The 24,387-nt window shown below is 62.6% G+C and carries 22 protein-coding genes, 1 pseudogene and 1 riboswitch; of the genes and pseudogenes, 11 read left to right on the forward strand and 12 right to left on the reverse strand.

The window, feature by feature from the left end; all coding sequences use genetic code 11:
• The first annotated feature begins 8 nt into the window (after positions 1-8).
• The 4 genes from ACFOJ9_RS35710 to ACFOJ9_RS35725 all read left to right on the forward strand — a co-directional run bounded on the left by ACFOJ9_RS35710 (position 9) and on the right by ACFOJ9_RS35725 (position 4,001).
• On the forward strand, positions 9-728 hold the full coding sequence (locus ACFOJ9_RS35710) for an MBL fold metallo-hydrolase (protein WP_378988278.1): 720 nt from the start codon (positions 9-11) through the stop codon (positions 726-728).
• A 251-nt stretch (positions 729-979) separates the two neighbouring features.
• Entirely contained in the window at positions 980-2,497 is a 1,518-nt protein-coding gene (locus tag ACFOJ9_RS35715; protein WP_378986392.1) for a DegQ family serine endoprotease, read from the forward strand.
• A gap of 149 nt (positions 2,498-2,646) precedes the next feature.
• Positions 2,647-3,258, forward strand: a complete 612-nt coding sequence (locus ACFOJ9_RS35720) for a molybdopterin-dependent oxidoreductase (RefSeq protein WP_378986394.1) — start codon at positions 2,647-2,649, stop codon at positions 3,256-3,258.
• A complete protein-coding gene (locus ACFOJ9_RS35725; protein WP_378986396.1) occupies positions 3,255-4,001 on the forward strand; it encodes a ferredoxin reductase in 747 nt (248 codons plus the stop codon). Before ACFOJ9_RS35720 ends, ACFOJ9_RS35725 begins: the two co-directional genes overlap by 4 nt.
• 65 nt (positions 4,002-4,066) lie before the next feature.
• On the opposite strand, the gene ACFOJ9_RS35730 is transcribed toward ACFOJ9_RS35725, so the two are convergent.
• On the reverse strand, positions 4,067-5,167 hold the full coding sequence (locus ACFOJ9_RS35730; protein WP_378986398.1) for a 2Fe-2S iron-sulfur cluster-binding protein: 1,101 nt from the start codon (positions 5,165-5,167) through the stop codon (positions 4,067-4,069).
• Positions 5,168-5,199: 32 nt separating this feature from the next.
• Positions 5,200-6,447, reverse strand: a complete 1,248-nt coding sequence (locus tag ACFOJ9_RS35735) for an aromatic ring-hydroxylating oxygenase subunit alpha (protein ID WP_378986400.1) — start codon at positions 6,445-6,447, stop codon at positions 5,200-5,202.
• Between the two features lie 114 nt (positions 6,448-6,561).
• Positions 6,562-6,763: riboswitch (cobalamin riboswitch) on the reverse strand.
• A gap of 504 nt (positions 6,764-7,267) precedes the next feature.
• On the opposite strand from ACFOJ9_RS35735, the gene ACFOJ9_RS35740 reads away from it, so the two are divergent.
• The 4 genes from ACFOJ9_RS35740 (at position 7,268) to ACFOJ9_RS35755 (ending at position 8,328) form a co-directional block, all read left to right on the forward strand.
• Positions 7,268-7,468, forward strand: a complete 201-nt coding sequence (locus ACFOJ9_RS35740; RefSeq protein WP_056589476.1) for a DUF680 domain-containing protein — start codon at positions 7,268-7,270, stop codon at positions 7,466-7,468.
• A 71-nt stretch (positions 7,469-7,539) separates the two neighbouring features.
• Positions 7,540-7,752 carry a DUF680 domain-containing protein gene (locus tag ACFOJ9_RS35745; protein WP_378986402.1) on the forward strand — a complete coding sequence of 71 codons (213 nt, stop codon included), beginning with the start codon at positions 7,540-7,542 and terminating at the stop codon, positions 7,750-7,752.
• A 69-nt stretch (positions 7,753-7,821) separates the two neighbouring features.
• Positions 7,822-8,022, forward strand: coding sequence for a DUF680 domain-containing protein (locus ACFOJ9_RS35750; RefSeq protein WP_378986404.1), 201 nt, complete (start codon positions 7,822-7,824; stop codon positions 8,020-8,022).
• A gap of 69 nt (positions 8,023-8,091) precedes the next feature.
• On the forward strand, positions 8,092-8,328 hold the full coding sequence (locus ACFOJ9_RS35755; protein ID WP_378986406.1) for a DUF680 domain-containing protein: 237 nt from the start codon (positions 8,092-8,094) through the stop codon (positions 8,326-8,328).
• Positions 8,329-8,406: 78 nt separating this feature from the next.
• Here the strand turns inward: ACFOJ9_RS35755 and ACFOJ9_RS35760 are convergent, their stop codons facing one another.
• The 5 genes from ACFOJ9_RS35760 to ACFOJ9_RS35780 all read right to left on the reverse strand — a co-directional run bounded on the left by ACFOJ9_RS35760 (position 8,407) and on the right by ACFOJ9_RS35780 (position 15,014).
• Positions 8,407-9,519, reverse strand: a complete 1,113-nt coding sequence (locus ACFOJ9_RS35760) for an ABC transporter ATP-binding protein (RefSeq protein WP_378986408.1) — start codon at positions 9,517-9,519, stop codon at positions 8,407-8,409.
• 41 nt (positions 9,520-9,560) lie between these two features.
• Complete coding sequence (bglA, locus tag ACFOJ9_RS35765; protein WP_378986410.1) at positions 9,561-11,225, reverse strand: beta-galactosidase BglA; 1,665 nt, start codon at positions 11,223-11,225, stop codon at positions 9,561-9,563.
• A 4-nt stretch (positions 11,226-11,229) separates the two neighbouring features.
• Complete coding sequence (locus tag ACFOJ9_RS35770) at positions 11,230-12,384, reverse strand: carbohydrate ABC transporter permease (RefSeq protein WP_378986412.1); 1,155 nt, start codon at positions 12,382-12,384, stop codon at positions 11,230-11,232.
• 1 nt (position 12,385) lies between these two features.
• A complete protein-coding gene (locus ACFOJ9_RS35775) occupies positions 12,386-13,399 on the reverse strand; it encodes a carbohydrate ABC transporter permease (protein WP_183445972.1) in 1,014 nt (337 codons plus the stop codon).
• Positions 13,400-13,658: 259 nt separating this feature from the next.
• Positions 13,659-15,014, reverse strand: coding sequence for an ABC transporter substrate-binding protein (locus ACFOJ9_RS35780; protein WP_378986414.1), 1,356 nt, complete (start codon positions 15,012-15,014; stop codon positions 13,659-13,661).
• A 363-nt stretch (positions 15,015-15,377) separates the two neighbouring features.
• Between ACFOJ9_RS35780 and ACFOJ9_RS35785 the strand changes: the two genes are divergently transcribed.
• The 3 genes and pseudogenes from ACFOJ9_RS35785 to ACFOJ9_RS35795 all read left to right on the forward strand — a co-directional run bounded on the left by ACFOJ9_RS35785 (position 15,378) and on the right by ACFOJ9_RS35795 (position 18,661).
• Positions 15,378-16,400 carry a LacI family DNA-binding transcriptional regulator gene (locus ACFOJ9_RS35785; RefSeq protein ID WP_378986416.1) on the forward strand — a complete coding sequence of 341 codons (1,023 nt, stop codon included), beginning with the start codon at positions 15,378-15,380 and terminating at the stop codon, positions 16,398-16,400.
• Between the two features lie 173 nt (positions 16,401-16,573).
• A complete protein-coding gene (locus ACFOJ9_RS35790) occupies positions 16,574-17,920 on the forward strand; it encodes an NAD(P)/FAD-dependent oxidoreductase (protein WP_378986418.1) in 1,347 nt (448 codons plus the stop codon).
• Between the two features lie 103 nt (positions 17,921-18,023).
• Positions 18,024-18,661 (forward strand): annotated as a pseudogene (locus ACFOJ9_RS35795) (class I SAM-dependent methyltransferase).
• Between the two features lie 102 nt (positions 18,662-18,763).
• Here the strand turns inward: ACFOJ9_RS35795 and ACFOJ9_RS35800 are convergent.
• The 5 genes from ACFOJ9_RS35800 to ACFOJ9_RS35820 all read right to left on the reverse strand — a co-directional run bounded on the left by ACFOJ9_RS35800 (position 18,764) and on the right by ACFOJ9_RS35820 (position 24,257).
• Positions 18,764-20,203 (reverse strand): S8 family serine peptidase, encoded by a 1,440-nt coding sequence (locus tag ACFOJ9_RS35800; protein ID WP_378986420.1) that lies wholly within the window; start codon positions 20,201-20,203, stop codon positions 18,764-18,766.
• Positions 20,193-20,861, reverse strand: a complete 669-nt coding sequence (locus ACFOJ9_RS35805) for an anti-sigma factor (protein ID WP_378986422.1) — start codon at positions 20,859-20,861, stop codon at positions 20,193-20,195. Before ACFOJ9_RS35805 ends, ACFOJ9_RS35800 begins: the two co-directional genes overlap by 11 nt.
• A complete protein-coding gene (locus tag ACFOJ9_RS35810; RefSeq protein WP_378986424.1) occupies positions 20,858-21,424 on the reverse strand; it encodes a sigma-70 family RNA polymerase sigma factor in 567 nt (188 codons plus the stop codon). Before ACFOJ9_RS35810 ends, ACFOJ9_RS35805 begins: the two co-directional genes overlap by 4 nt.
• 304 nt (positions 21,425-21,728) lie before the next feature.
• Positions 21,729-22,568: an alkaline phosphatase family protein gene (locus ACFOJ9_RS35815; RefSeq protein ID WP_378986426.1), complete on the reverse strand. Its 840-nt coding sequence runs from the start codon at positions 22,566-22,568 to the stop codon at positions 21,729-21,731.
• 99 nt (positions 22,569-22,667) lie between these two features.
• Positions 22,668-24,257, reverse strand: coding sequence for an ABC transporter substrate-binding protein (locus ACFOJ9_RS35820; protein ID WP_378986428.1), 1,590 nt, complete (start codon positions 24,255-24,257; stop codon positions 22,668-22,670).
• Positions 24,258-24,387: the final 130 nt, after the last annotated feature.

Here is a 24,387-nt window from a genome sequence, read left to right on the forward strand (position 1 = left end):
CACACCTGATGCCGGACTGGTTCAGCAGGAGCATCGTCGACGACAAGACGACGATGCTGACCGAACCGTTCGTGCATGCCTATGTGCGTGCCAACATCTGGCATCTGCGCGGCCGCGATGCCGACCTTTTGGTCGACACCGGCATGGGCATCTGTCCGCTGGCACCCGAGATCGAGACGCCGCAGGGCAAGCCGCTGCTGGTCGTCGCCACCCACATCCATCTCGACCATGTCGGCTCGCTGCACGAATTCCCGTGGCGCGCAGGGCCAAGGATGAGCGCTGAACAATTCGTGAGCATGGATGAGGCGGCGACCTACGCTTACATGTTCCACGATCTCGAAGGCGCCGTCTCGAAACTGCCGGCGCCGGGCTGGAAGGCGGCCGACTACAAGATCCCGTCCGCGCCGTTGACGCGAACCCTGGACGAGGGCGACATTGTCGACCTCGGCGACCGGCAATTCCGTGTGCTGCATCTGCCGGGCCATTCCCCGGATTCGATCGCGCTGTTCGATGAGGCTGACGGCCTGTTCTTCAGCGGCGACGCCATCTACGACGACACGCTGATCGACGACCTGCCGGATTCGGACAGAGCCTCCTATATCAGCTCGATGCGGCGCCTGCTCGACCTGCCGGTCCGCATCGGTCACGGCGGCCACGGACCAAGTTTCGACGGCAAGCGCATGCGCGAGATTGCAGCGGCCTATCTCGGGCGAACCGGCGGGATCTGATGCCACCCTCCGGGGCAGGAATGCCGGCCTGACGACATTGTGACCTGCCATCGTTCGGAAATTAAATCTTCGTAAGGTCGCCCGAAAACCCTAAATCGGGCCAATCCGTGCCCTAGATCAGAGCCGTCGATCCGGTTGGCTGCCATGTTAGGCGAGACGGGCAATCGCGACCTCGACACGCCGTATGACCGATTGTCCCCGCATGGGAAGAGTCCACGGCGACGGATCAACTCTCGCCCGGACAAACGACCATGTCAGATATCCTTCGCAGACATCGCGTCGCGGCCTTGCTGGGCGCTGCGCTGATCATATCCCCCTTCGTCATGTCTTTCGCCCAAAGCGCGGGCAACACCGTTCCGACAACCCAGACACCTGTCGCCGGCATCACTGCGCCCAACGGCTCGTTCGCCCCCATCGTGGCCGCCGACAAGCCGGCGGTGGTGACGGTTACCACCGTCATGAAGGCACAGCCGGAAAGCACGGATGACGGCGTGCCTCTCGGCAATTCGCCATTCGACGACTATTTCCGCCAGTTCTTCGGCGACCAGGGCATGCCCGCTCCGCGCACGCCGCCGCAGGAGCCGGCACAGCGGGCCGAGGCACTCGGCTCCGGCTTCATCGTCGCCTCCGATGGCACCATCGTCACCAACAATCACGTCATCGATGGCGCCTCTTCGATCAAAGTGACGCTGGACGACGGCACCGAACTTCCCGCGACGCTGGTAGGCCGCGACGCCAAGAACGATCTCGCCGTGCTAAAAATCAAGTCCGACAAGTCCTTGCCGACGGTCAAATGGGGCGATTCCGACAGGCTGATGACCGGCGACCAGGTGCTGGCGATCGGCAATCCGTTCGGCATCGGCACCACGGTCACCGCGGGCATTGTTTCGGCGCGCGGCCGCGACCTTCACAGCGGGCCGTTCGACGACTTCATCCAGATCGATGCGCCGATCAATCATGGCAATTCCGGCGGTCCACTGGTCGATGTGAACGGCAATGTCATCGGCATCAACGCAGCGATCTATTCGCCCAATGGCGGCAGCGTCGGCGTCGGCTTCGCCATCCCATCGAACCAAGCCCAGAAAGTGGTCGCCAAGCTGATGAAGGACGGTTCCATCCAGTACGGCTATCTCGGTGTCGAGATACAGCCGGTGACGCCGGATGTGGCAAGCGCCGTCGGACTCGACCATCCTGGCGGCGCGCTCGTTTCGCAGGTCAATGACGGCTCGCCGGCGGCCAGCGCCGGCGTCGAGACAGGCGACGTCATCACCAGCTTTGCCGGACAGGACGTGAAGGATCCCAAGGACCTGTCGCGGGCCGTCGCCGACGTCGCGCCCGGCGCCCGCGAATCGCTTGAGGTCTGGCGCAAGGGCAAGGCGGTACAGATTTCCGTCGATGTCGGCCGCAACACCGACGATGTGAAGACCGCGTCGGCGGACGACGGGTCCGATGCGCCGAGCGCCGGCCGCGCCCCGGCGATAGGGCTCGGCCTGATGGACATTACCCCTGACATCCGCCAGCAGATGAATCTCGCCGACAATCAGCACGGCGCCGTGGTTGCCAGCGTCAATCCCGACAAGGCGGCCGCGGCTTCCGGAATCCAGGCCGGCGACATCATCGTCGCCGTCAATCAGGTGCCGGTGAAGAGCGCCAGGCAAGTGACGCAGGCGATCGCCCAGGCCGGCAAGTCCGGCCGCAAATCTGTGCTTCTGCTGGTCGAGCGCGACGGCGGCCAGATGTATGTCGCGGTGCCGTTTGCCCAGGGCTGACACGTAGTCTTGACGTGAATGCAGGAGAGGCGGGGCTCGTCGGTGACGATCCCCGCCGGCCTCTGCCATCAAGATTCCGGTTGCCCGCCACGACATCTTCGAGAACATTGCATCAGGCCGATAGTGGTCTGATGCAGGGGATTGCCGCGATGGTCACCCGAGGTTTCTCTTCAGGGCGGCGCCCGCCAACCGATGGCGATGCGCGCATACCGCCCGGCCAATATCTTGAACAGGGTTTTCCAGTGCTGTCGGCCGGCCCGACGCCGCGTGTGCGCACCGAGGATTGGTCTTTCACGCTGAAACATGGGCCACGCCCGATCAAGAAATGGAACTGGGCCGAGTTCAACGCGCTGCCGCTGACCAAGATGACGCGCGACATCCATTGCGTGACCGCATGGACCAAGTTCGACACGCCGTGGCAGGGCGTGCTGGTCGACGATATCCTTGCCGACGCGGGTTTGGAGCCGCCGACCGGCTTCACGCTGGCGCACGCGTTCGACGGCTACACCACCAACGTGCCGGTAACGGATCTCACCGCCGGCAAGGCGATGGTGGCGCTGCTTTACGAAGGCAAGCCGATCACATCAGACCATGGCGGTCCGGCAAGGCTGCTCGTTCCGCATCTCTATTTCTGGAAGTCGGCCAAATGGCTGAACGGCCTGCAATTCACCACGCGCGACGAACCCGGTTTTTGGGAATTGCGCGGCTACCATATCTATGGCGATCCATGGCGCGAGCAGCGCTACACGGACGATCCATGAGCGATGCGGCGGCAGTGCAGTCGCCTTGGCAGACGGCCAGGATTGTCCGCATCGAAAAGCGCACGCCGCGTGTCACCAGTTTCTTTTTTCAGCCGTCGCGGCCGTTCATTTATCGTGCCGGGCAGCATGTCGATGTCAGGCTGACGGCGCCGGACGGCTATCAGGCACGCCGCGCCTATTCCATCGCCTCCGCGCCCGAAACGAAGGGGGTGATCGAACTGGCGATCGAAAAACTCGACGATGGCGAGGTATCGCCCTTCTTCCACGAGGTCGCGGCAATTGGCGATGAAATCGAACTGCGCGGGCCGCTCGGCGGGCATTTCATCTGGCCGGAAGATGGGAACGGGCCGTTGTTGCTGGTCGGCGGCGGTTCGGGCGTTGTGCCCTTGATGTCGATGGTCCGTCATCGCGCCGCACGCAATTCGACGATGCCCGTCGTCCTGGTCTTTTCAGCCCGGGTCTGGGACGAAGTGATCTTCCGCGACGAACTGATCACCCTCGATGATCGCCAGGACGGCTTCGATCTGGTGCTGACGCTGACGCGCGAAGCCGCACACCGGCCGGCGGACTATTCGCGTCGGGTGGACGTCGCGATGATGGTGCAAGCCATGGCGCGGCTGCCCGAGCCGCTTGGCATCGCCTTCGTCTGCGGCTCTAACGCCTTCGTTTCTGCCGCCGCCCAGGCGCTGATCGATGCCGGCGTTGCAGCGGAAAACATTCGCACCGAACGGTATGGAGTTTGAACGGACGTTGCGCTTCCAAGAGGTTTCTCGAAGCAGCCGTTCCGAGCCTCGGCACCACCTGCCGGTCACGCCTCGATTTCGAGCGCCGAAAGCGGTTTTGAGCAACAGGCGAGGATAAAACCATCGTCGATTTCGTGATCGAGGATGCCGCCATTGTGGCTCATCTCGACGTCGCCCGCGACCTTCTTCACCTTGCAGGTGCCGCACAGGCCGAACTCGCACGCGGCGGGTATCCGCACGCCCGAGGCCCGCGCGGTCTGCAGCACCGTCTGGCCGGCGACGCATTCGGCGTCGACATCCGAAAGCGAGAATCGGATAGGTGTCACGGCTTCGATGGGAACAGCAGCGCCATCTTCCGCCGGTGACGCGAACGGCGCCGGGATCTCCTCCACAACAGGCGCCGCAAAGCTCTCCTGATGGTATTTCGTCATGTCGAAGCCGGCCGCCTCCAGCATCCCGCGCACAGCGCGCATGAAAGGATCGGGGCCGCAGCAGAAGATTTCGCGCTCGCGGAAATCGGGCGCCAGCAATGGCAGCCGGATCGCGTCGATGCGGCCCATATGGCCGAACCAGCCCTCGCGGCTCGACCGCTCCTCGATCATGAAGCCGAGCGACAGGCCGGGCATGCGGCTGCCGAGCAGTTCGAGTTCCTTGCGGAAAATGATCTCTTCCGGACGGCGCGCGCAGTTGACGAAGCCGACATCGGTCCATGGCGCGCAGTCGTTCAGCCAGCGCAGCATCGACATCATCGGCGTCACGCCCGAGCCGGCCGAAATGAACAGATACTTGGCCGCCGGGTGGCTGTGCAGCGAAAAGTCGCCGGTCGGCCCATAGGCCTTGACGTGCGAACCGGGCGTCAGATGGTCGAACATCCAGCGTGTGCCGGTGCTGCCCGCCTGCGCCTTTACCGTCACCGCGATCGAGAACGGCCGCGATGGCGAGGACGACAGCGTGTAGGTGCGCATCAGCGGCCCGTCGGCGGTCGGCAGTTCCAGCGTCAAGAACTGGCCCGGCTTGTAGCGGAACCAGGTCTGGTTGTCGGAGCGGAAGGTGAAGGTCTTTACGTCAGGCGCTTCGTCGCTGACGCCGATCACTTCCAGCACCTGCAGCCTGTCGTTCCAGGGCGTCATCTGGTCGAGATGGCGATAGAGGCCAAGATCCGTCATCGCATTCATCCTCTTGTCCCTTTTGTTTTGGGCTAGGCGACGCTGCGCAGCGCCGGCCGGCCGCCCTCGGCAAGGCGCGGCCCGATGAACGACGCGTACCACTCGACGAACTGGATGACGCCGCCCTCATGCAGCTCCGAATAGGGGCCGGGTTCATAGGCGGGCGACAGGATGCCGAAGGCGTTTTCCTCGACGATGCGGCGGTCCTGGTCGTTGGTCTCGGTCCAGACATGGGTGAGGTCTTCGATGGTATAATCGATGCCCTCGATCGCATCCTTGTGCACCAGCCATTTGGTCGTCACCGCCGTTTCCGTGGCGCTGATCGGCAGCACCCGGAAGGTCACGGCGTGGTCGCCGAGGATATGGTTCCAGGTCGTCGGATAGTGGTAGAGCAGCAAGGAGCCGATGCGGTCGGTTGAAACGCCGTCGGACAGGTTCTTCTTCACCGCCCGCTTTCCCGTCATCGTGTAGCTGACGGCATCGCGCAGCAGCGGCGCGCGGGTGGCGCGGTATTGCCCGGCCGGATCGATGCGGAATTTGCTCGGCAGGCCGGCGGCCTCGCATTTGGCCCAATGCGCGACCATCTCAGGGTCGCTGTCGGCGCCGTTGACGCCGGTCACGGTAGGCGCCTCGGGGAAGGTCTTGCACAGCTCGGGATGATTGGCGACACAGTGGTAGCACTCGCGATTGTTTTCCCAGACCAGCTTCCAATTGCCCTTCTCGATGATCGTGCTTTCGAAGGCGATCTTTGCTTCGCGCAACCGGTGCGGCAAAAGATAAGGTTCGATCATCGCCCGCATCGGCGCGAAATCCGCCGGCTCCTTGGCCAGGCAGATGAAGATGTAGCCGCCGACGCTCTCGCAGGCGACCGGCTTCAGGCTGAACTCACTCTTGTCGAAACCATCGGCCATCTGGCGGGCGAACAGCAGGCGGCCGTCGAGCTCGTAGGTCCACTGGTGATAGGGGCAGACGAGCTTTGCCGCGGTACCCTTCTCTGTGTTGCAGACACGGCTGCCGCGATGCCGGCAGGAATTGTGGAAGGCGTTGATCTTGCCTTGCTGGTCGCGGACGAGAACGACCGGATAGTCGCCGATCTGTACTGTGATGTAGCTGCCCGGCTTCGGCAGCTCGCAATCATGGCCGATGAACAGCCAGTCGCGATACCAGATCAGCTCCATGTCGAGCTTGAAGTAGTCTGGATCGGTGTAGAAGGGCTGCTCTAGCGAAAAGCCTTGCCTGCGGCTGTTCAAGAGCCTCAGCATGTCGTTGCGAATATCCATGTCCTGTCCTCATTTTTAAGGACTGAACTGGTGGTGACGGAGGAAGGATTGGACGCAGGCCGGCAATGCGCCGGACATGCACGATCCACCTCTTGATCGCCCACCGCGATCAGTCGAGTCTAGAAATCTCGGGCTGGTTTCCGGGCTCTGGAGTTGTCCTTGCGGACCATCGCGACACCTTCCCAGGCAGTTGCCCAGTGGTCTCCCGTTGCGACTTGAACTCCACCACCGTTGCGGGGGCAGCGCCGGATTCTGACCGGCTTCCCAATTCTCCGCCTCGTCGTCACGAAGCGGCACCTGAGATGGTATGATCTAACCACGATCGCGGGCGCGTCATCGGCATGAAAACGACATCGTATCCATGCGGCGCGACACGGCATGCGAAACGTTGCGACTGACTGTTGCTGGCTGAAATCCCTTCTCTCGGGCGGCCATTTGCCGGCTGCGATCTTCTCGAATCCGGCTCCGGCGGGGGCCAAAAAAGGTTAACAGTTTCGAAAAGTGACTATTAGCTTGTTCTAAAATCGAACCGAACGGTTCGTTTCTGTTGACAGTGCGTACAGGACGGTGTGAACGCTGGGCCTGCGAAATAGTTGGTGATATGGCTGGCGTTTTTATCTAACATATTGATTAATATAAGGAAAAGGTAGGGTGTAGAAGCCCTTTTTGCAATTTCAAGTGGCGGGTTCATGGTCCACATGGAACAACTTCGTGATTGGAAAAGGCAGACCAGCCCTACCACATCGGGGCTGTCCGAACGACGCGATTTCCTCCCAAGACACGCCGCTAGACGGACGGGAAAAATACTGGAGTACATAAAATGAAAAAGATCATTCTCACTGCCGCCGCCCTTCTGGCCATTTCCGGCAGCGCCTTCGCTAATGGTAGCGACCACTATGGTTCGAACGCCCCGGCAGCCACTGCCGTCGACAGCTCGTACACCGCTTCGGTCAAGAAGTCGGAACCGGCTGCCCAGACGCCTGCTCAGGGCAGCGACCGCAACCTCTTCGGCAACCACTAACAGCCGAATCACCAGTTGACGGCGGGTTCGCCCGCCGCCCTGGCGAAATCCAAAAATTCAGGAGACTTGAAATGAAGAAGATCATTCTTGCTACCGCCGCCGTTCTGGCCATCTCGGGCAGCGCTTTCGCCGGCAGCGACAACTTTGGCTCCAATGGCGCCAACCAGCCTGCCGTCACCTCGGTTGACAGCTCGTATACGGCTTCGATCCAGCAGAAGTCGGCTCCGGCTGAAAAGCAGCCCGTCGTTCAGGGCAGCGACCGCAACCTCTTCGGCAACAACTAACAGCGGATTCGCAATTGACGGTGGGTCTGCCCGCCGTCCTGGCGAAATCCAGAAATTCAGGAGACTAAAATGAACAAGATCATTCTCACTGCCGCCGCCGTTCTGGCCATCACCGGCAGCGCCTTCGCCGGCAGCGACAACTTCGGCTCCAACGGTGCCAACCAGCCTGCTGCCGCAGTGGACCAGTCGTACACGGCTTCCACCAAGACCTCGGAGCCGGTTGCCCAGACGCCCGCTCAGGGCAGCGACCGTAACCTCTTCGGTCGCTAACAACCAATTTCCCAGTTGACGGCGGCTGCGCCTGCCGTCCTGGCGAAATCTAGAATTCAGGAGACTAAAATGAACAAGATCCTTATTGCTGCCGCCGCCGTTCTGGCCATCACCGGCAGTGCCTTCGCTGGCAGCGACAACTTTGGCTCCAACGGCGCCAATCAGCCTGCCGTCACTTCGGTTGACACCGCGCACACGAACTCGATCCGCAACAGCGGTGGCGTCGTCGAGAAGCTGCTCAATTCGTCGGGCGACGTACAGAAGTCCGCCCCTCAGGGCAGCGACCGGAACCTCTTCGGCCGCTAACAGCCGAAGCTGATCTTCAGAAGAAGAGCGGCGGGCCAAGCCCGCCGCTCTTTTTTACGTCCGAGACGTGGTCCTGCCTCAGGCCGCCTTTGCTTCCGGCTTTTGCAGCGCAAAGGAATGTCCGTCCGCATCGAAGATATGCAGGTCCTCGCCATTGGCGCTCAGCCGCAATGTCGAACCGCGCTTGACCTCGACATTGCCGGGCAGCTTGGTCACCAGCGGCAGATCGGCGCGGCCGATGTCGATATAAACCAGCTGGACTTCGCCGAGCTGCTCGACATAGTCGACCGTTCCCTCGAACAGATAGTCAGCGCCGCTGGAGATGATCAGATCTTCCGGCCGCACGCCGAAGCTCACCGCGGTACCCTTCGCCGAAGCCGGCGTCGTGATCGGCACGGTTGCTTTGCGCCCGCCGACATGGCTGACGACGGTCGGGTTGCCGGTCTTGTCGATGGTCGCCGGCAGAATGTTCATGGCCGGCGAGCCGATGAACTGGGCTACGAACAGATTGCCGGGTTTCTTGTAGAGGTCCATCGGCGTGCCGACCTGTTCGATATGGCCGTCCTTGAGCACCACGATGCGGTCGGCCAGCGTCATCGCCTCGACCTGGTCGTGGGTGACGTAGATCATGGTCGTGTTGGGCATCGATTCCTTGAGCTTGGCGATCTCGATGCGGGTGGCGACGCGCAGTGCTGCATCAAGGTTCGACAGCGGCTCGTCGAACAGGAACACTTTCGGATTGCGCACGATGGCGCGGCCAATGGCGACGCGCTGGCGCTGGCCGCCCGACATCGCCTTGGGCAGGCGATCGAGGTATTTGGTCAGCTGCAGGATTTCGGCGGCCTGGCGTACGCGGCGGTCGATCTCGGCCTTGTTCTCCTTGCCGATCTTCATCGAGAACGCCATGTTGTCGTAGACGGTCATGTGCGGGTAGAGCGCGTAGGACTGGAACACCATGGCGATGCCCCGTTTCGACGGCGGCACGTCGTTCACGACCTCGCCAGCGATCTTGAGCTCGCCGGAGGTGATTTCCTCGAGCCCGGCGATCGATCTCAGCAATGTCGACTTGCCGCAGCCCGACGGGCCGACGAAGACGATGAACTCGCCCGACTTTATATCGAGGTCGATGCCATGGAGAATGTGCAGATTGCCGTAGGACTTCTTCACTTGTCTTAGCGTGACATCGGCCATTGGTTTCCTCCCAGTAATTTTGAATTCAAGTGATTTGAAATTCAGTCGATACGCCCGAACCAGGCGCCGTAGCCGCCGAGCTTTATGGCGCCGCTGCTCGTCTGCCCCGAAAATCCGTGTCCCGGCAAAGGTTGCAGCGATCGGTTGCCAAGGTCAACCTCGGTCGGCTTGGCGCCCAGATTGAAGACGCAGACGATCTGCTCGTTGCCGGCGCGGCGCGTGAAGGCGACGGTGTCGCCCTCACTTTCTAGGAAGGTGATGTCGCCCTTGGCCAGCGCCGGATGGGCGCGGCGGAAGCTGAGAAAGCGCCGGTAGTGCTCAAGCAGCGAATTCTCGTCGCCCTGCTGGACATTGACCGCCTGCGCCAGATGCTTGGCCGGCACCGGCAGCCAGGGTTTTGCCGAGGAGAAGCCGCCATTCTTGGCGCTGCCGTCCCACACCATCGGCGTGCGGCAGCCGTCGCGGCCCTTGAATTCCGGCCAGAAGCGGATGCCGTAGGGGTCCTGCAGATCTTCGAACCGAAGGTCGGCTTCGCCGAGCCCGAGCTCCTCTCCCTGATAGATGCAGACCGAACCGCGCAAGGACATCAGCAGCGCCGAGATGACCTTGAGATAGGCGGTCGGATCGGCCTCAGTGGCCGCCCAGCGCGAGGCTGGGCGCATCACGTCGTGGTTGGAAAAGGCCCAGCACGACCAGCCGTCGCTGGCGACCTTGCCGAAGGATTCCAGCACCGAGCGGACCTTGGCGGCGCTGATCTTTTCCGGCGCCAGGAAATCGAAGGAGTAGCACATGTGCACGCGCTTGCCGCCGGCGGTGTAGGCCGCCACCACGTCCAGCCCGCGCTGCGAATCGCCAACCTCTCCGACCGCGGCGGTTGCCGGATATTCATCGAGCAGGGCGCGAAAGCGTTCGAGGAAGCCGAGGTTCTCGGGCCGGCTCTTGTCGTAGAGATGGTCCTGGTAGTTGTAGGGGTTGACCGCGGGTGCGGTCTGGTCGTTGCGCTCCTCCGGCGGAAGCGGCGGATTGTTCTCCAGGCCCTGGCTGTGAAAGTAGAAATTGATGGTGTCGAGCCGGAAGCCGTCGACGCCGCGCTCCAGCCAGAAGCGGGTGACGTCGAGCAACGCGTCCTGGACTTGGCGATTGTGAAAGTTGAGGTCGGGCTGCTCGGACAGGAAATTGTGCAGGTAATATTGCTGGCGGCTGGTGTCCCATTGCCAGGCCGAGCCGCCGAAGATCGACAACCAGTTGTTGGGCGGCGTGCCGTCCGGCCTGGCGTCCGCCCAGACGTACCAGTCGGCCTTCGGGTTGGTGCGGCTCGACCGGCTTTCCTTGAACCATGGGTGGTTGTCGGCGGTGTGCGACAGCACCTCGTCGATCATCACCTTCAAGCCCAGCCTGTGTGCCTCGGCGGTCAGCGCGTCGAAGTCGGCCAGCGTGCCGAACATCGGATCGACGTCGCAGTAATCTGACACGTCGTAGCCGAAATCCTTCATCGGCGACTTGAAGAACGGTGAAATCCAGATCGCGTCCGCCCCGAGCGCCGCGATGTAGGGAAGCCGCCCAATGATGCCCTTGAGGTCGCCGATGCCGTCGCCGTTCGAGTCCTGGTAGCTGCGCGGATAGATCTGGTAGATCACAGCACCTCGCCACCAGTCACGATCGATGGCGAGATCAGGCTTCGAGCTGGCCTTCAAAGCGGATTGCATCGTCTCAGCCTCCTTTCACCGAGCCGGCAAGCAGCCCGCGGACAAAATAGCGCTGCAGCGAGAAGAAGACGATCAGCGGCACGATGATGGTCACGAAAGCCGATGTCGTCAGGATCTCCCAGTCGCCGCCGCGTGAGCCCAACAGGGCGTTGAGCTTGGCGGTCAGCACGATCTGGTCTGCCTCTGTACCGAGGAAAACCATCGCCACCAGCAGATCGTTCCATACCCACAGGAATTGGAAGATGGCAAACGAAGCCAGCACCGGGAATGACAGCGGCAAGACGATCTTGACGAAGATCTCGAAATCGCTGGCGCCGTCGATGCGCGCCGATTCCATGATTTCGCGCGGCAGGCCGGCAATATAGCTGCGCAGCAGGTAGATGGCGAAGGGCAGGCCGAAGCCGGTATGCGCCAGCCAGATGCCGAGATAGGTTTTCGACGGCATGCCGAAGAAAGAGCCGACGCCGTTGTAGAGTTTTAACAGCGGAATCAGCGACATCTGCAGCGGCACCACCAGCAGGCCGATGATGACCGCGATCAGCAGCGCCCGGCCGGGAAACCGCATCCAGGCCAATGCATAGGCGGCAAACGCCGCGATCAGGATCGGGATGATTGTCGCCGGGATGGTGACGGTCAGCGAATTCATGAACGACCGTCCGATACCTTCAGAAAACAAAACCGTCTTGTAATTGTCGGTGGTGAATTTCGGCGGCGCCGACGAGGCATAGTAGATGCGCTGGCCGCGATCGCCTTCGAACGCCTTGGGCGAGGCCATGACGAAGCTGCCGTCGGCGTTGAGCTGCAGGGTTACGCCGTCACCGAGATCGGCTGTCGTGCCGGCGGGATGTTGCGTCGGTGCCGCCGATTTGACGCCGAAGGCGCTGATGTCGCGCTTGGCGCCGTCGCCGAAGATGTTGCCCTCGAGAACGAACTTGCCGTCCTTCTCGACCTGCGTCGAGGCGGCCGGCAGCCGGCCAGCTTCGGTCTGGGTGGAGCTGGCGAACGAGTTCCACCAGCCCGAGGCGATGATCTGGTTCTTGTCGCGCAGCGACGAGACCAGGATGCCGAGCGTCGGTATGGTCCAGATGGCGACGAAGACGAGCACTGCGATGTGGACGCCAAAGCGGCTGGCGAAGGATTTTCCGGTCGCGACGGCCATCTCAATGTCCTCCCGTCTCTTTGTTCGCTTGGCGGATGTTCCAGACCATGATCGGAATGACCGCGATCATGATGATGATGGCGATGGTGGCACCACGGCCGAAATCGCCGCCGCCACGGAACATCCAGTCGAACATCAGATTGGCCAGCACCTGGCTGTTCCACTGGCCGTTGGTCATGGTCAGCACGATGTCGAACACCTTGAGCACCAGGATGGTGATCGTGGTCCAGACGACGGCGATGGTGCCCCAGATCTGCGGCACCATGATCTTCCAGAAGATCTGGAACGGATTGGCGCCGTCGATGACGGCGGCTTCCAGCGTTTCCTCGGGAATGCCGCGCAAGGCGGAGGACAGGATGACCATGGCGAACCCGGTCTGGATCCAGATCAGAATCACCATCAGGAAGAAATTGTTCCAGAACGGCAGCGATATCCAGACCTGCGGCTGGCCGCCGAAATGCTGGATGATGGCGTTGAGGATGCCGATCTGCGTCTGGCCCTCGCCACGATACTCGTAGATGAATTTCCAGATCACGCTGGCGCCGACGAAGGAGATCGCCAGCGGCAGGAAGATCAGGCTCTTGGCGATCGTGCCCCACCATATCTTGTCGGTGAGCACGGCGATGATCAGCCCGAGGAAGGTGCAGGCGGCGGGCACGACCGCCAGCCAGATGATGTTGTTGAGGATCGAGTTGCGGAACTCACGGTCGCCGAAGGCCCATTCGTAGTTGGCCAAGCCGACGAAATTGATGCCGCCTCGATCGAGGAAGGACAGCCGCAGCGTCTCGACCACCGGATAGATCAGGTAGATGGTCAGGATGATCATCGCTGGGCCAACAAACAGCCAGGGACGGACCAGCCCCTGCCGGCGCAGATTGTCGATGGCCGCGGCGCCGGCGACGCCGCGCGACGGGAATATCAGGTCGACCAGCTTGTTGGCGCCCCAGAAATAGGCGACGCAACCGCCGACGCCGACGATGATGACGAATATGGCCGAGAAAATCTGAGCCGCCATGGGTCCCTCCCCCTGCGCATCATCAGCCAAAGCCGAACGGTCCGGGCGGTGAGATGCGCCGATTCAGTTGTTCAGAGCGCGATCGCCAAGCAAGACGGGTTTTCCCTTTGCTGATCGCGCTTCATGCCGGATGTCTGTGTGCTCATGATAATCGCCGCGGCACGGGCCGCCGGTCGGATCCGGGCCAGGGCCCGGATCCGGTCAGGATCGGATAGTCCAAACGTCCAGCCGAACGATCGGCTGCTTATCTGTCAGCCGCCTACTTGATCGCGTCCCAGCTCTTCTGGATGTCGGTGGCGACATCCTGCGCGGACTTGCCGCCGACCAGGTCGATCATGCCGGTCCAGAAGGCGCCGGCGCCGATCTTGCCCGGCATCAGGTCGGAACCGTCGAAGCGGAAGGTCGAAGCATTGGCGAGGATTTCGCCCTGCTTCTTCAGCGCGTCGCTGGCGTAGGCATCCTTGTTGACCGACTTGAGCGGCGTCACGAAACCACCCTCGGCCATCCAGATCTCATGGGCGAGCGGCATCTTCAGGAATTCGATGAACGCGCGGGCACTCTTGCTATCCTTGGTGATCATCGCCAGCGTACCGGCGCCGAGCACGGGCGTGCCCAGTTCAGGCTTGGAGGCGTAGGGCGGGAAGTAGAAGAAGTCCGCGTCCTGGCCGACCTTGGTGCCTTCCGGGAAGAAGGTCGGGATGAACGATGCCTGGTGGTGCAGGTAGCATTTTGGCGGCACCGCGAAGAGGCCCTTCGGGCTGTCGCGGAAATCGGTCGCCGCAACCGCCTTGGCGCCGCCATCGACCATCTTGTCGTCGGTCGCGATCTTGCCGAAGATGTCGATGGCGTTGACCACCGCCGGATCGTTGAACGGGATCTCGTTCTTCACCCATTTGTCATAGACTTCCGGAGACTGGGTGCGCAGCATCAGGTCTTCGACCCAGTCGGTCGCCGGCCAACCGGTAGCGCCGCCGGAGCCGAGGCCGATGCACCACGGCTTGCCGCCATCGGCGATGATCTTCTTTTCGAGATCGGCGAGTTCTTCCTGCGTCTTCGGCACCTTGTAGCCGGCTTCCTCGAAATTATCCGGCGAGTACCAGACCAGCGACTTCACGTCGGCCTTGTAGGGGAAGGCGAAGAAGCCCGGCTTACCGTCCTTGTCCTTGAAGGTGCCGAGATCGACCCATGACTGGCCGGCGCCGTAGTTGTCCTTGACCCATTTAGCGGTCTCGTCGCCGAGTGGCGTCAAAAGGCCCTTCGATGCCAGGTCCTGGATCAGGCCCGGCTGCGGCAGCACGGCGATGTTGGGTGGGCTGCCGGCCTGTGTGTCGATGACGATCTGCTGTTCGTAATTTTCCGAGGAGGAGTATTTGATCTCGACGCCGGTGGCTTCCGAGAAATAGTCGAGAACACCGCGCACCAGGCCTTCGTCCTCACCGCGCCACGGTCCGAAGATCGATAGCGTCTCACCCTTGAGATCGACTTTTTTGAGCTCTTCGTAGTTCGCCCAGTTGAAGCGCTTGTCCTCACCCGGCTTGAACTTCAGTTCGGCATGCGCGGGCGCGTTCAGGGCGAGCGTGGCAAACGCAGCACCCAGCAAAAGCATTTTCTTCATCGGTATTCCTCCCAGTGGGGTCACACACACCGGGCGGAACCTCCATTCCGCCCGCCGACGCCGCAGGACTGTGACTCAGTCAGAAAGGAACCGCAACCTTTCGAAGAGTGTTCCAAAGCGCTTTGGCTTTCTTGATCTCGCCATTGAATCGTCTGGAAGTCAAGAGGTCGCCGAGCTAATCGATTTAATCCTGCGCATCTGCGGCGTCAAAAGTGCGTTGCAACATGTATTTATGGCAGTGCAGCAGCAATTTTTGTTTCAAACACGCCCTAACCGCGCTTATGGTTCGTCATCGAATGACCCGGCCCTACGGCACTTGGGTCGATTCAATTTAAAAGCGCTTTGAGGGGAATGGAGACTTTCGTGAACCTCAAGCAGCTCGCCCATATGCTGGCACTTTCGCAGACCACGGTAAGCCGTGCGCTGAACGGCTATCCTGAGGTCAACGAGGAAACGCGAAGGCGTGTCATGGACGCCGCCAAGCGTCACGGCTATCGCCCCAATCCGAGCGCGCGCCGTCTGGCGACCGGCAAGACCGGCATGATCGGCTATGTCTTGCCGACCGGGGCCGCCGTCGACATCGATCCGCATTTCGTCGAGTTCCTGTCTGGCCTCGGCGACTATGCCCGCTCGCACGAACTCGACCTCGTGCTGTCGCCGGCCGACGCCGACGATCAGGAGACGACCTACCGGCGCATCGTCGCCAACCGGCAGGTCGACGCCGTCTACATCTCCTCGCCAAGGCCCGCTGACCGGCGCGTGGCGCTGGTCAATACGCTCGGCATTCCCTTCATTGTCCATGGCCGCAGCGAAGGTTTCGATTTCGACTATGCCTTCACCGACATCGACAATGAGGGCGCCTTCCACGAGGCGGCCAGGCTGCTGATCCAGCTCGGTCACCGGCGGCTGGCGCTGATCAACGGCGACGATCGCGAGACCTTCGCCATCCATCGCGAACGCGGCGTGCGCCGGGCGCTCGCCGCGAGCGGGCTGACATTGGGCGAGCGCCATGTCTTCTCGATGGTGATGACCGAGGAGAACGGCTATCGCGCCACCAGGCGTTTGCTGGAAGAGGGCGACGCGCCGACGGCGATCGCCTGCTCCAGCCTGATCATGGCGCTGGGCGTCGTGCGTGCGGTGCGCGACCTCGGCCTGAGCATTCCAGGCGACGTGTCGCTGATCGCCCATGACGATGTCTTCCCCTGGCTGCGGCCGGAGAATTTTTCGGTGCCGCTGTCGACGACGCGCTCATCCATCCGTCTCGCCGGCGCCCGCGTCGCCGAGCGGCTGGCGGCCCGGATTTCGGGGTTGGAGGAGGGCGCCCGCGGCGAGGTATGGCCGGTCGACCTGGTGGTCAGGGGGTCGGTCGCCGGCGCGCCGGCTTGAGGGTCAACCCCAATCGCTGCGAGGGGCCGAGTTCGACCCCTTGCGGACGTTGCCCGAAGATCGATTGCAGTGTCGTGGGATAACGGTCTGCCTGCACCTGCTCTTGATTTGGCTCTTGGAGGGTGGCAACCAGTTAACCAGAGCCATCGACCATTCCTCCAGGATGCCCCCACTTGCCCACGTTCCCGTTCTCCGAGACGGATCCAATCCAACATCCTGGCCCACCGCCGAAGACTTCGGAGGTGGTAATTGTCGGTGGTGGTATCATCGGCGTAACCACCGCTCTTTTTCTTGCGAAGCGGAATATTCCGGTGACGCTGCTGGAAAAAGGACGCGTTGCGGCCGAACAGTCCTCCCGAAATTGGGGCTGGATTCGAAAGCAGGGGCGAGACGCGGACGAACTGCCGATTGTCATCGAGGCGTCTCGCCTGTGGCGACAGCTGGCTGAGGAATGCGGCGAAGACATTGGGCTGAACCAGGCAGGTGTGACCTACCTGGCGAACTCCGACAAGGACATGGCCGGCTTCGAAGAGTTCATGAAGATCGCCGCGATGCATGCGCTCGACACTCGCCTCCTGGACGGAGACGAAACCGCGAAACTCATCAAAGGCATGTCGCGCAAATTCAAGGGCGCCATGACGACGCCTTCCGACATGCGTGCGGAGCCCTGGTTGGCGGTGCCTGCACTTGCCCGGCTTGCCGTCCGAAAGGGCGCCAAGATCATAGAGAATTGCGCAGCGCGAACCCTCGAAATCTCAGCTGGCAGGATCAGGGGAGTGTGGACCGAGGCGGGATACATCGAGACGTCCAGCGTACTGGTCGCGGGCGGCGCCTGGTCATCCCTGTTCCTGAGAAGACACGGCGTGTCCATCCCCCAACTCAGCGTCAGGGTAACCGTAGCCGCAACGGAGCCCATGCCTGAAATCTATGCAGGTGCGGCAGCGGAGGAACACATCGCTTTCAGGCGCCGACAGGATGGCGGATACACGCTCGCTCCGGGAGGCAGTAATTTGCTCTACCTGGGGCCGGACGCATTCCGGCACGCCACCAAGTATCTTCCCGCCCTAAAGGCCAATCCGCTCGGAACCCGCTACTTCCCGTTCGCTCCATCGGGTTACCCTGATAGCTGGTCGACTCCGCGCGATTGGGCGCCGGATTCCCAGAGTCCTTTCGAAAGAATGCGGGTCCTCAACCCCGCCGCTGAACGCTCCGGTCTCCGTTCGATAGAACGCAATTTCAGACGCCTTTTTCCACAGTTCGAAACAGTTCGTTTAAAGGCAGGCTGGGGAGGCATGATTGACGCCATGCCCGACGTCGTCCCCGTCGTGGATCACGCGCGGGCAGTCGGTGGTCTTTTCGTCGCGACGGGAATGAGTGGTCACGGGTTCGGTATCGGACCCGGAATCGGTCGCGTCGTTTCCGACCTGATTCAGGGGAACGAGAGCGGGCATGATCTCAGCCGCTTTCGGCTGTCGCGCTTCTATGATGGAAGCGCCGTTCGGTTAGGTCCGGCCCTTTAGGTTGAACCGGGTCACCCCATATGGACCAATGCCCGGTGTTGGAACCATGGGCGACGCCTTTCCGCGCGAATTCCTCGCCGCATTGCACGCAAAGGACCCACCTGTGAGCACAGCGAGCGACACCGATTTCTGGAACCGGGCTTCACGGAGATATGCCACCGCTGCGGTTGCGGATCGGGTCGGATATGAGCGCACGCTGGACCGGACCCGAGCCTTGTTGGGACCGGATACCAAGGTGTTGGAGTTAGGCTGCGGAACAGGAACAACGGCGCTCCGGCTTGCAGGTGATGTGAAAAGCTATCTTGCGACGGATATCTCCGCTGAAATGATCGCGATCGCCGAGGAAAAACGCGCCGCCGACCCCAACCCGGCGCTTTCCTTCCGTACCGCGACCGCGGAGGCGCTTGCGCCCGAGGCCGGTCGGTTTGATGCAGTTCTGGGGTTCAACTATCTCCATCTGGTGCGCGACCTGCCGGGGACGCTGCGCTGCATTCACGCCTTGCTTACAGCGAAGGCCTGTTCATCTGCAAGACACCCTGCATCGGGGATATGAACCCGCTCATCCGCCATGCTCTGTTGCCCGCGATGCGCGCGATCGGCAAGGCACCCTACACGAACGTCTTCCGGGAGGCCGAGCTGAGCCAGCTTGTATCTGCCACGGGCTTCGACATTCTTGCCACTGAAGCCCACACAGCCAAGGGCAACGAGGCTTGTCCCTATATCGTGGCGCGCAGAAGATGAGTTTTCTGCGTCCGAGGCAGTCCTATTTTGCTCTCTTCGACACACATGGTCAAGCGCAGCTCGCATGCCCAAAGAACTCCAGGAGACGTCTAAGCGCGGAATTTAATCCTTCGCCGCCCCTGCCGCCTTGATGTCGAGCAGCCCATAGCCGAAATCATTGTCGCGGCCCTTGGGGCCGAGATCCCTGGCCGTTGCCGCGAGCGCCTTCTCGATGTTGTCGGCCGTGCGGTCGGGCGCGGCATGGATGAGATTGGCGATGGCGCCGCTCACGATCGCCGCCGCGAACGAAGTGCCGGTGACGACATCCGAGCCGGCGCCGCTCGGCGCCACCATCTCGACGCCGGGCGCCGAGATGAAGACATAGGCGCCGCGATTGGCCTGCGGCATCAGCCCATCCCTGGCATCGGTGGCGGTCACCGCGATGACGCCGTCGAAGGCGGCCGGATAGCCATAGGGCGCCTTCGGCCCGTTGTTGCCGGCGGCGGCGACCAGCACCATTCCGAGCGCACGGGCATTACGGCAGGCGACGCCGAGCAGGTCGTTCTTCGGCCCGACAAAGCTCATGTTGATGATGCGCACGTCCTGTTCCGCCGCCCAGTCGAGCGCCGCCAGGATGACGTCCATGGTCGACTTGCCGCCTTCGAAGGCACGGGCGTGGTAGATCCTGGCGCCGGGCGCCATGCCTTCCAGCGCGCCGACGCCGGCGATCAGGCCATCGATCGACGTGCCGTGATCGCGCTTTTCGATCGGCACGTCGGGCATGGCGTCGAACTGCCCGGCAATGACGCCTGACAGCGCCGGGTTGGTGTCGTCGATGCCGGTGTCGATCACCGCGATGCGGACGTTTTCGCCGCTCGCCTGCTTGGAATCGAGCGCGATGCGCTCGAAAGCATAATTGACGATGCTGGCGGCCTGCTGCAGCGAATAGACATGGTTGGGCTCGCGCCGCTGGGTGCGGCCGTCCGCGGCCAGTTGCGCCAGCACGACGCCGACGGGCCGGCCGTCGGGAATGCCGAAGCGCACCAGCGTGGTGCCAAGCAGCAGCGACTGGCGCTGCGAGCGCACCTGCAGGCCGAAGGAAGCGGCGATCTGCTGGACAGCGCCGGCATCGCCGTCGACGGTCACCAGCACCTCGTCGGGCACGAAATCGCCAACCACCGCGCGCTGCGGCTGAACGGCAATGAGATCGGTCGGCGAGACGATCGGGCCGCCAGGCGGGGGGCCTGCCTGCGTGTCGGCAGGTGGCGTCGCCGGGTCTGGCCGTGGCGTCGGCAGCGGTGCCGGAGGGGCCGCCGGATTGGGGAACAGGTCGACGATCAGGGCCGGCAGGAACACGGCGCCGGATTGTCCTGCGTCCGATCCGCCCTTTGTGTCACTGCCATCCTTGGCGCAGTCGGCTCCCGCCGCATTGGTCCCGTCGCGGCAGTCGATTTTCGTCCGGTCGGGATTGGCGCTGCTGGTCTGCGCCGACGCAGGCACGGCGGCGATTGTCATCGCCGCCGCAAGCATTGCCGCAAATCGAATGACCGCCTCAGCCGCCATCAACCGGTTTCCTTCCCTCGATCACAGTCTCCGTGAAGGGCTGGGCGGCAATAAGGCCGATTTGCTTCGTATAGTCGCCAGCGTTGGCGGTCGGGATGCCAAGCCGGAACACGCCGTCGGCGGTCGGTCCGCCGACGATCTTCAGCCCGTTGCTGCCGAGGAAGGCGGATATGTCCGACATCTTGGCATCCGGCGTGAACTTGACCAGGGCGAACGGCATTTTCGCCAGATCGTCCTGCGCGCCGGCAATCTCGAAATCATTGCCCTTGCCGCCAGGCTCGACGAACGACTGCACCATGACCAGGGCCAGCAGAACCGCGGCCGCGGCCCAGGCGACACCGACCGGCACCGCCATGAAGCGACCCCAGGCCTGCGCCAGCCAGGACGACCCTGCCGGTTTGCGCGCAGGCCCGGCCTCGGCGTCCAACGCCTTGGCGAAGCGGCTCAGCGCATCGGCCGGCGGCCGGATCGCTTCGTTGGCGGCCGTCGTGCCGGAGAATTCGGCTTCCGCCTCGCCAAGGGCGGCAAGTGCGGCCGGATCGTTGGCCAGCCATTCCTCGACGGCCTCCAGATCCGAACCTTCCAGCGAGCCGTTCAGATAGAATGGCAGCAGCGTTTCCATTTCGTCGCGGCGCGACATCTTTTCAGCGGCGCTCATGGCCACCCCCTGTCGTAACCGGCGGCCTTGAGGGCCTCGCCGAGTTTCTTGCGAGCGTAAAACATTCGGGTCTTGACGGTCGCGACTGGAATGTCGAGCACCGCGCCGATCTCGCTCACCGACTGTCCGTGATAATAGGCAAGATCGATGACGACGCGATGCTCTTCCGGCAAGGCGTCGACGAAGCGCCGCAAGGCGGCAGCCTTGTCTTCCTTCATAGTGACGACTTCCGGCGTGTCGGCGCCGTCGGGCACCGCGGCGGCGGCCTCGTCGTCGATCCAGTCTTCCTTCTTCTTGCGCAGCAAGGACAGCGCCTTGAAACGGGCGATGCCGAGCAGCCATGTCGACACTTCGGAGCGTCCCTCGAAGCCTGGCGCCTGGCGCCACAGCTCGAGGAACACTTCGTTGGCGATATCGTCAGCCATCATTTCCGATCCCGTCTGGCGCGCCACGAAGCGGTAGACCCGCGCGTGGTGACGCATGAACAGGAGCCGCACGGCGGCACGGTCGCCCTGCGCGACCCGGTCGACAAGCGCGCGATCGGTCTCCGTCGCTGCCGTCATGGCCGGTCGAGCCGCCTGGCTCCTGTCTGCTCTGTCGCTGATCGGCCCAAAAAGGTTCATCCTCCGCCAAGGAATTTTGCGGAGGCTAACCGAAGACCGGGGCGGTTGCCAGAGGGTGAGGAGCGTCCCGCCGGAGGCGGGTCAATCGACAACGATTTGTCGATTGAAGTGACGAACGCCCGAAGCCATAGCGTAGGGCCGGCAGGGTGGATCGACTAACCACGCCCGGCCCTTCGCAGGCTCAGGGCGTTCGAAGCTCGAAAAGCCAAGCAATTGGCTTCTCGTCCGCTACGCGGACCGCTTCTCACCCCAAGAAAGACTTCGCCTTCATCGTCGCGGGCACGGGAACACCCAGCCGGCTCAGTACCGTCGGCGCCAGCTGCAGCTGGTCGAGCAGCGTGTCGGCCTGCGGTCCTTTGCCGGCACCGAAATAATACAGCGCGAAATCCTGCATCTCGTCGTCATGGCCGCCATGATGGCCACGATCGGTCTGGCCATGGTCGGCGGTGACCATCACCTCATAGCCGGCTTCGATCCAGCGCGGCAGGAAGGCCGCCAGCATGCCGTCCATTGCATAGACGGCGTGGTCCATCTCATGGCAGTCGTGGCCGAAGCGGTGCCCCATCGAATCCAGCGTGCAGGTGTGCAGGATGCCGTAGTCGATGCCATGGCGTTTGGTCAGCATGGTCAGCGTCGCGAACAGGTCGACATCGCTCGGCGTCATCTGATTGCGGGCATTGTAGCCGGTCATGGTGTGGAAGCGGCCATGCGTGATCGGCCCGCTTGGCTCGTCGAACTCCATGTCCTCGACCAGGTCGAACGGATAGGCGCGGAAGAACTCCGACCAGTAGGAATGTGTCACCGCGCCCGTCTTGCCGCCGGCCTTGCTGACTTCGGAGAAGATGTCGGGCTGCGCGACGCGGAACCGGTTCTCGTTGGACAGGATGCCGTGCACCTGCGGCGACACCCCGGTATGGATCGAAGCATAGCAGCAGGCTGACGTCGACGGCAGCACGGAGCGCATCTTCCAGACCCTCGCCTCGCCCGATTGCACCCAGCCTTCGAGATTGCCCATCAGCCGGCGCCAGTTGCGGTAGGGCACGCCGTCGAGGATGATCAGCAAAAGCTTGGATTTGAGCGCCATGGGCGGCTCCTTGCGGCTTGGCAGTTGAAACGGGAACGCCGTGTGCCGTCTTGGGCACACGGCGTTCTTGATAGATGAAATCGGACGATCAGAATTCGGCTAAGCGTTGAGCCAGCATTCGGCAAGCGCGTAGCCGTCCATCATCTCGCCGATAGGGCTCTTGGCAAAGCCGCCGATCTTGTTGGTGGCGGCGGCGTCGATGAACTGGTTGAAGAAGGGCACGATCAGGCCGCCTTCGTCACGCATCATCACTGCCATGTCGTGGTAGATCGCCTTGCGCTTGGCCTGGTCGAGTTCGCCGCGCGCCGTAAACAGCATCTTGTCGAATTCCGGCCGCTTGAAACGGGTGTCATTCCAGTCGGCGGTCGAGACGTAGCCGGTGGAATACATCTGGTCCTGCGTCGCGCGTCCGCCCCAGTAGGAGAGCGAGAAGGGCTGCTTGTTCCAGACCTCCGACCAGTAGCCGTCGCCGGGCTCGCGCTTGATCTCGATCTTGATGCCGGCCTTGGCGCAGGACTGCTGATAGAGCTGGGCGGCGTCGACGGCGCCGGGGAAGGCGACGTCCGAGGTGCGCAGCACGATCGAGCCGCTATGGCCGGATTTCTTGTAGGCTGCCGCCGCCTTTTCCGGATCGAACTTGCGCTGGTCGATGTCGGTGGAAAACAGCGGGTAGGCTTCGTTGATCGGGAAGTCGTTGCCGACCGAGCCATAACCGCGCAGGATCTTCTCAAGCATCTCGTCGCGATCCATGGCAAGCTTCAGCGCCATCCGCAGATCGTTGCTTTCGAAGGGTGCGGTGTCGCAGAACATGTTGTACGGGTAGTAGCCCTTGCCCGAGACGTTCTCGATACTGACGCCCGCGATGCGCTTGACCAGATCGACGACCTTCGGCTCGACGCGGTTGATCATGTGCACCTGGCCACCCTGCAGGGCTGCAAGCCGTGCGGTCGCATCATTGATGACGATGATCTCGACCTGGTCGGCATGGCCGGCCTTGTCGCCCAGCCAGTAATTGGCGAAGCGCTCGCCGCCATGGCGCACGCCGGGCTGGTTGACGCTAACTTTATAGGGACCGGCGCTGATGCCGGCGTTCGGATCGTCCTTGCCGCCATTCGGCTGGATAGTGAGATGGTAGTCGGCCATCAGATAGGGGAAGTCGGCATCGGCGTCGCCGAGCGTGACGATGACTTCCTTGCCGCTCGTCTTGACGCCCTTGATGTTCTTGAGGATGCCGAGTGCTCCCGACTTCGACTTCTCGTCGGCATGGCGCTCGATTGTGGCGGCAACGTCCTCAGCACCGACCGTCTTGCCATTGTGGAACTCGATGCCGTCGCGGATTTTGATCGTCCACGTCTTGGCGTCGGCCGAGGCGCCGATCTCTTCGGCGATCAGGTTGACCAGCTTGTTGTCGGGGGTGAGGCGCACAAGATACTCGCCCCAAAGCTTGCCGAAGCTGAAGGTGACCTGGCTGAGGTTCAGTGCCGGATCGAGGCTGTTGGTCGATTCGCCGCCCTGCAGGCCGGCCTTGATGGTGCCGCCCTTGACCGGCGTCTGGGCGAAAGCCTTGCCGGCCAACGCCGGTATCAGGGCTGCCGACACGCCGAGCGCGGCGGCGCGGCCGAGAAACGCGCGGCGCGATATGCGCCCTTGACCGGCGAGTTCAGCGAGATGATCGAGTTCAGTCTTCATGTCCTACCCCTTTAAAAAATCGTGCGAGCGGCGCTCGTCCCGAAGGACGTGTGGCGCTCTAATATTGCATCCGGATGACGGCCGCCGGCTCCCCTGACCTGGCGGACCGTTGGCTTGCTAGAGCAATTCC

Source organism: Mesorhizobium cantuariense, from assembly GCF_042647205.1.
Lineage (GTDB): Bacteria > Pseudomonadota > Alphaproteobacteria > Rhizobiales > Rhizobiaceae > Mesorhizobium > Mesorhizobium cantuariense.

Excerpts from the sequence above, each read along its gene's own strand:
- ACFOJ9_RS35810 (WP_378986424.1), bottom strand. The coding sequence starts at position 21,424 with ATGACGGCAGCGACGGAGACCGATCGCGCGCTTGTCGACCGGGTCGCG.
- ACFOJ9_RS35745 (WP_378986402.1), top strand. The coding sequence starts at position 7,540 with ATGAAGAAGATCATTCTTGCTACCGCCGCCGTTCTGGCCATCTCGGGC.
- ACFOJ9_RS35820 (WP_378986428.1), bottom strand. The coding sequence starts at position 24,257 with ATGAAGACTGAACTCGATCATCTCGCTGAACTCGCCGGTCAAGGGCGC.
- ACFOJ9_RS35805 (WP_378986422.1), bottom strand. The coding sequence starts at position 20,861 with ATGAGCGCCGCTGAAAAGATGTCGCGCCGCGACGAAATGGAAACGCTG.
- ACFOJ9_RS35780 (WP_378986414.1), bottom strand. The coding sequence starts at position 15,014 with ATGAAGAAAATGCTTTTGCTGGGTGCTGCGTTTGCCACGCTCGCCCTG.
- ACFOJ9_RS35815 (WP_378986426.1), bottom strand. The coding sequence starts at position 22,568 with ATGGCGCTCAAATCCAAGCTTTTGCTGATCATCCTCGACGGCGTGCCC.
- ACFOJ9_RS35740 (WP_056589476.1), top strand. The coding sequence starts at position 7,268 with ATGAAAAAGATCATTCTCACTGCCGCCGCCCTTCTGGCCATTTCCGGC.
- ACFOJ9_RS35710 (WP_378988278.1), top strand. The coding sequence starts at position 9 with ATGCCGGACTGGTTCAGCAGGAGCATCGTCGACGACAAGACGACGATG.
- ACFOJ9_RS35750 (WP_378986404.1), top strand. The coding sequence starts at position 7,822 with ATGAACAAGATCATTCTCACTGCCGCCGCCGTTCTGGCCATCACCGGC.
- ACFOJ9_RS35760 (WP_378986408.1), bottom strand. The coding sequence starts at position 9,519 with ATGGCCGATGTCACGCTAAGACAAGTGAAGAAGTCCTACGGCAATCTG.
- ACFOJ9_RS35775 (WP_183445972.1), bottom strand. The coding sequence starts at position 13,399 with ATGGCGGCTCAGATTTTCTCGGCCATATTCGTCATCATCGTCGGCGTC.
- ACFOJ9_RS35770 (WP_378986412.1), bottom strand. The coding sequence starts at position 12,384 with ATGGCCGTCGCGACCGGAAAATCCTTCGCCAGCCGCTTTGGCGTCCAC.
- ACFOJ9_RS35720 (WP_378986394.1), top strand. The coding sequence starts at position 2,647 with ATGGTCACCCGAGGTTTCTCTTCAGGGCGGCGCCCGCCAACCGATGGC.
- ACFOJ9_RS35800 (WP_378986420.1), bottom strand. The coding sequence starts at position 20,203 with ATGGCGGCTGAGGCGGTCATTCGATTTGCGGCAATGCTTGCGGCGGCG.
- ACFOJ9_RS35730 (WP_378986398.1), bottom strand. The coding sequence starts at position 5,167 with ATGACGGATCTTGGCCTCTATCGCCATCTCGACCAGATGACGCCCTGG.
- bglA (WP_378986410.1), bottom strand. The coding sequence starts at position 11,225 with ATGCAATCCGCTTTGAAGGCCAGCTCGAAGCCTGATCTCGCCATCGAT.
- ACFOJ9_RS35755 (WP_378986406.1), top strand. The coding sequence starts at position 8,092 with ATGAACAAGATCCTTATTGCTGCCGCCGCCGTTCTGGCCATCACCGGC.
- ACFOJ9_RS35715 (WP_378986392.1), top strand. The coding sequence starts at position 980 with ATGTCAGATATCCTTCGCAGACATCGCGTCGCGGCCTTGCTGGGCGCT.
- ACFOJ9_RS35725 (WP_378986396.1), top strand. The coding sequence starts at position 3,255 with ATGAGCGATGCGGCGGCAGTGCAGTCGCCTTGGCAGACGGCCAGGATT.
- ACFOJ9_RS35735 (WP_378986400.1), bottom strand. The coding sequence starts at position 6,447 with ATGGATATTCGCAACGACATGCTGAGGCTCTTGAACAGCCGCAGGCAA.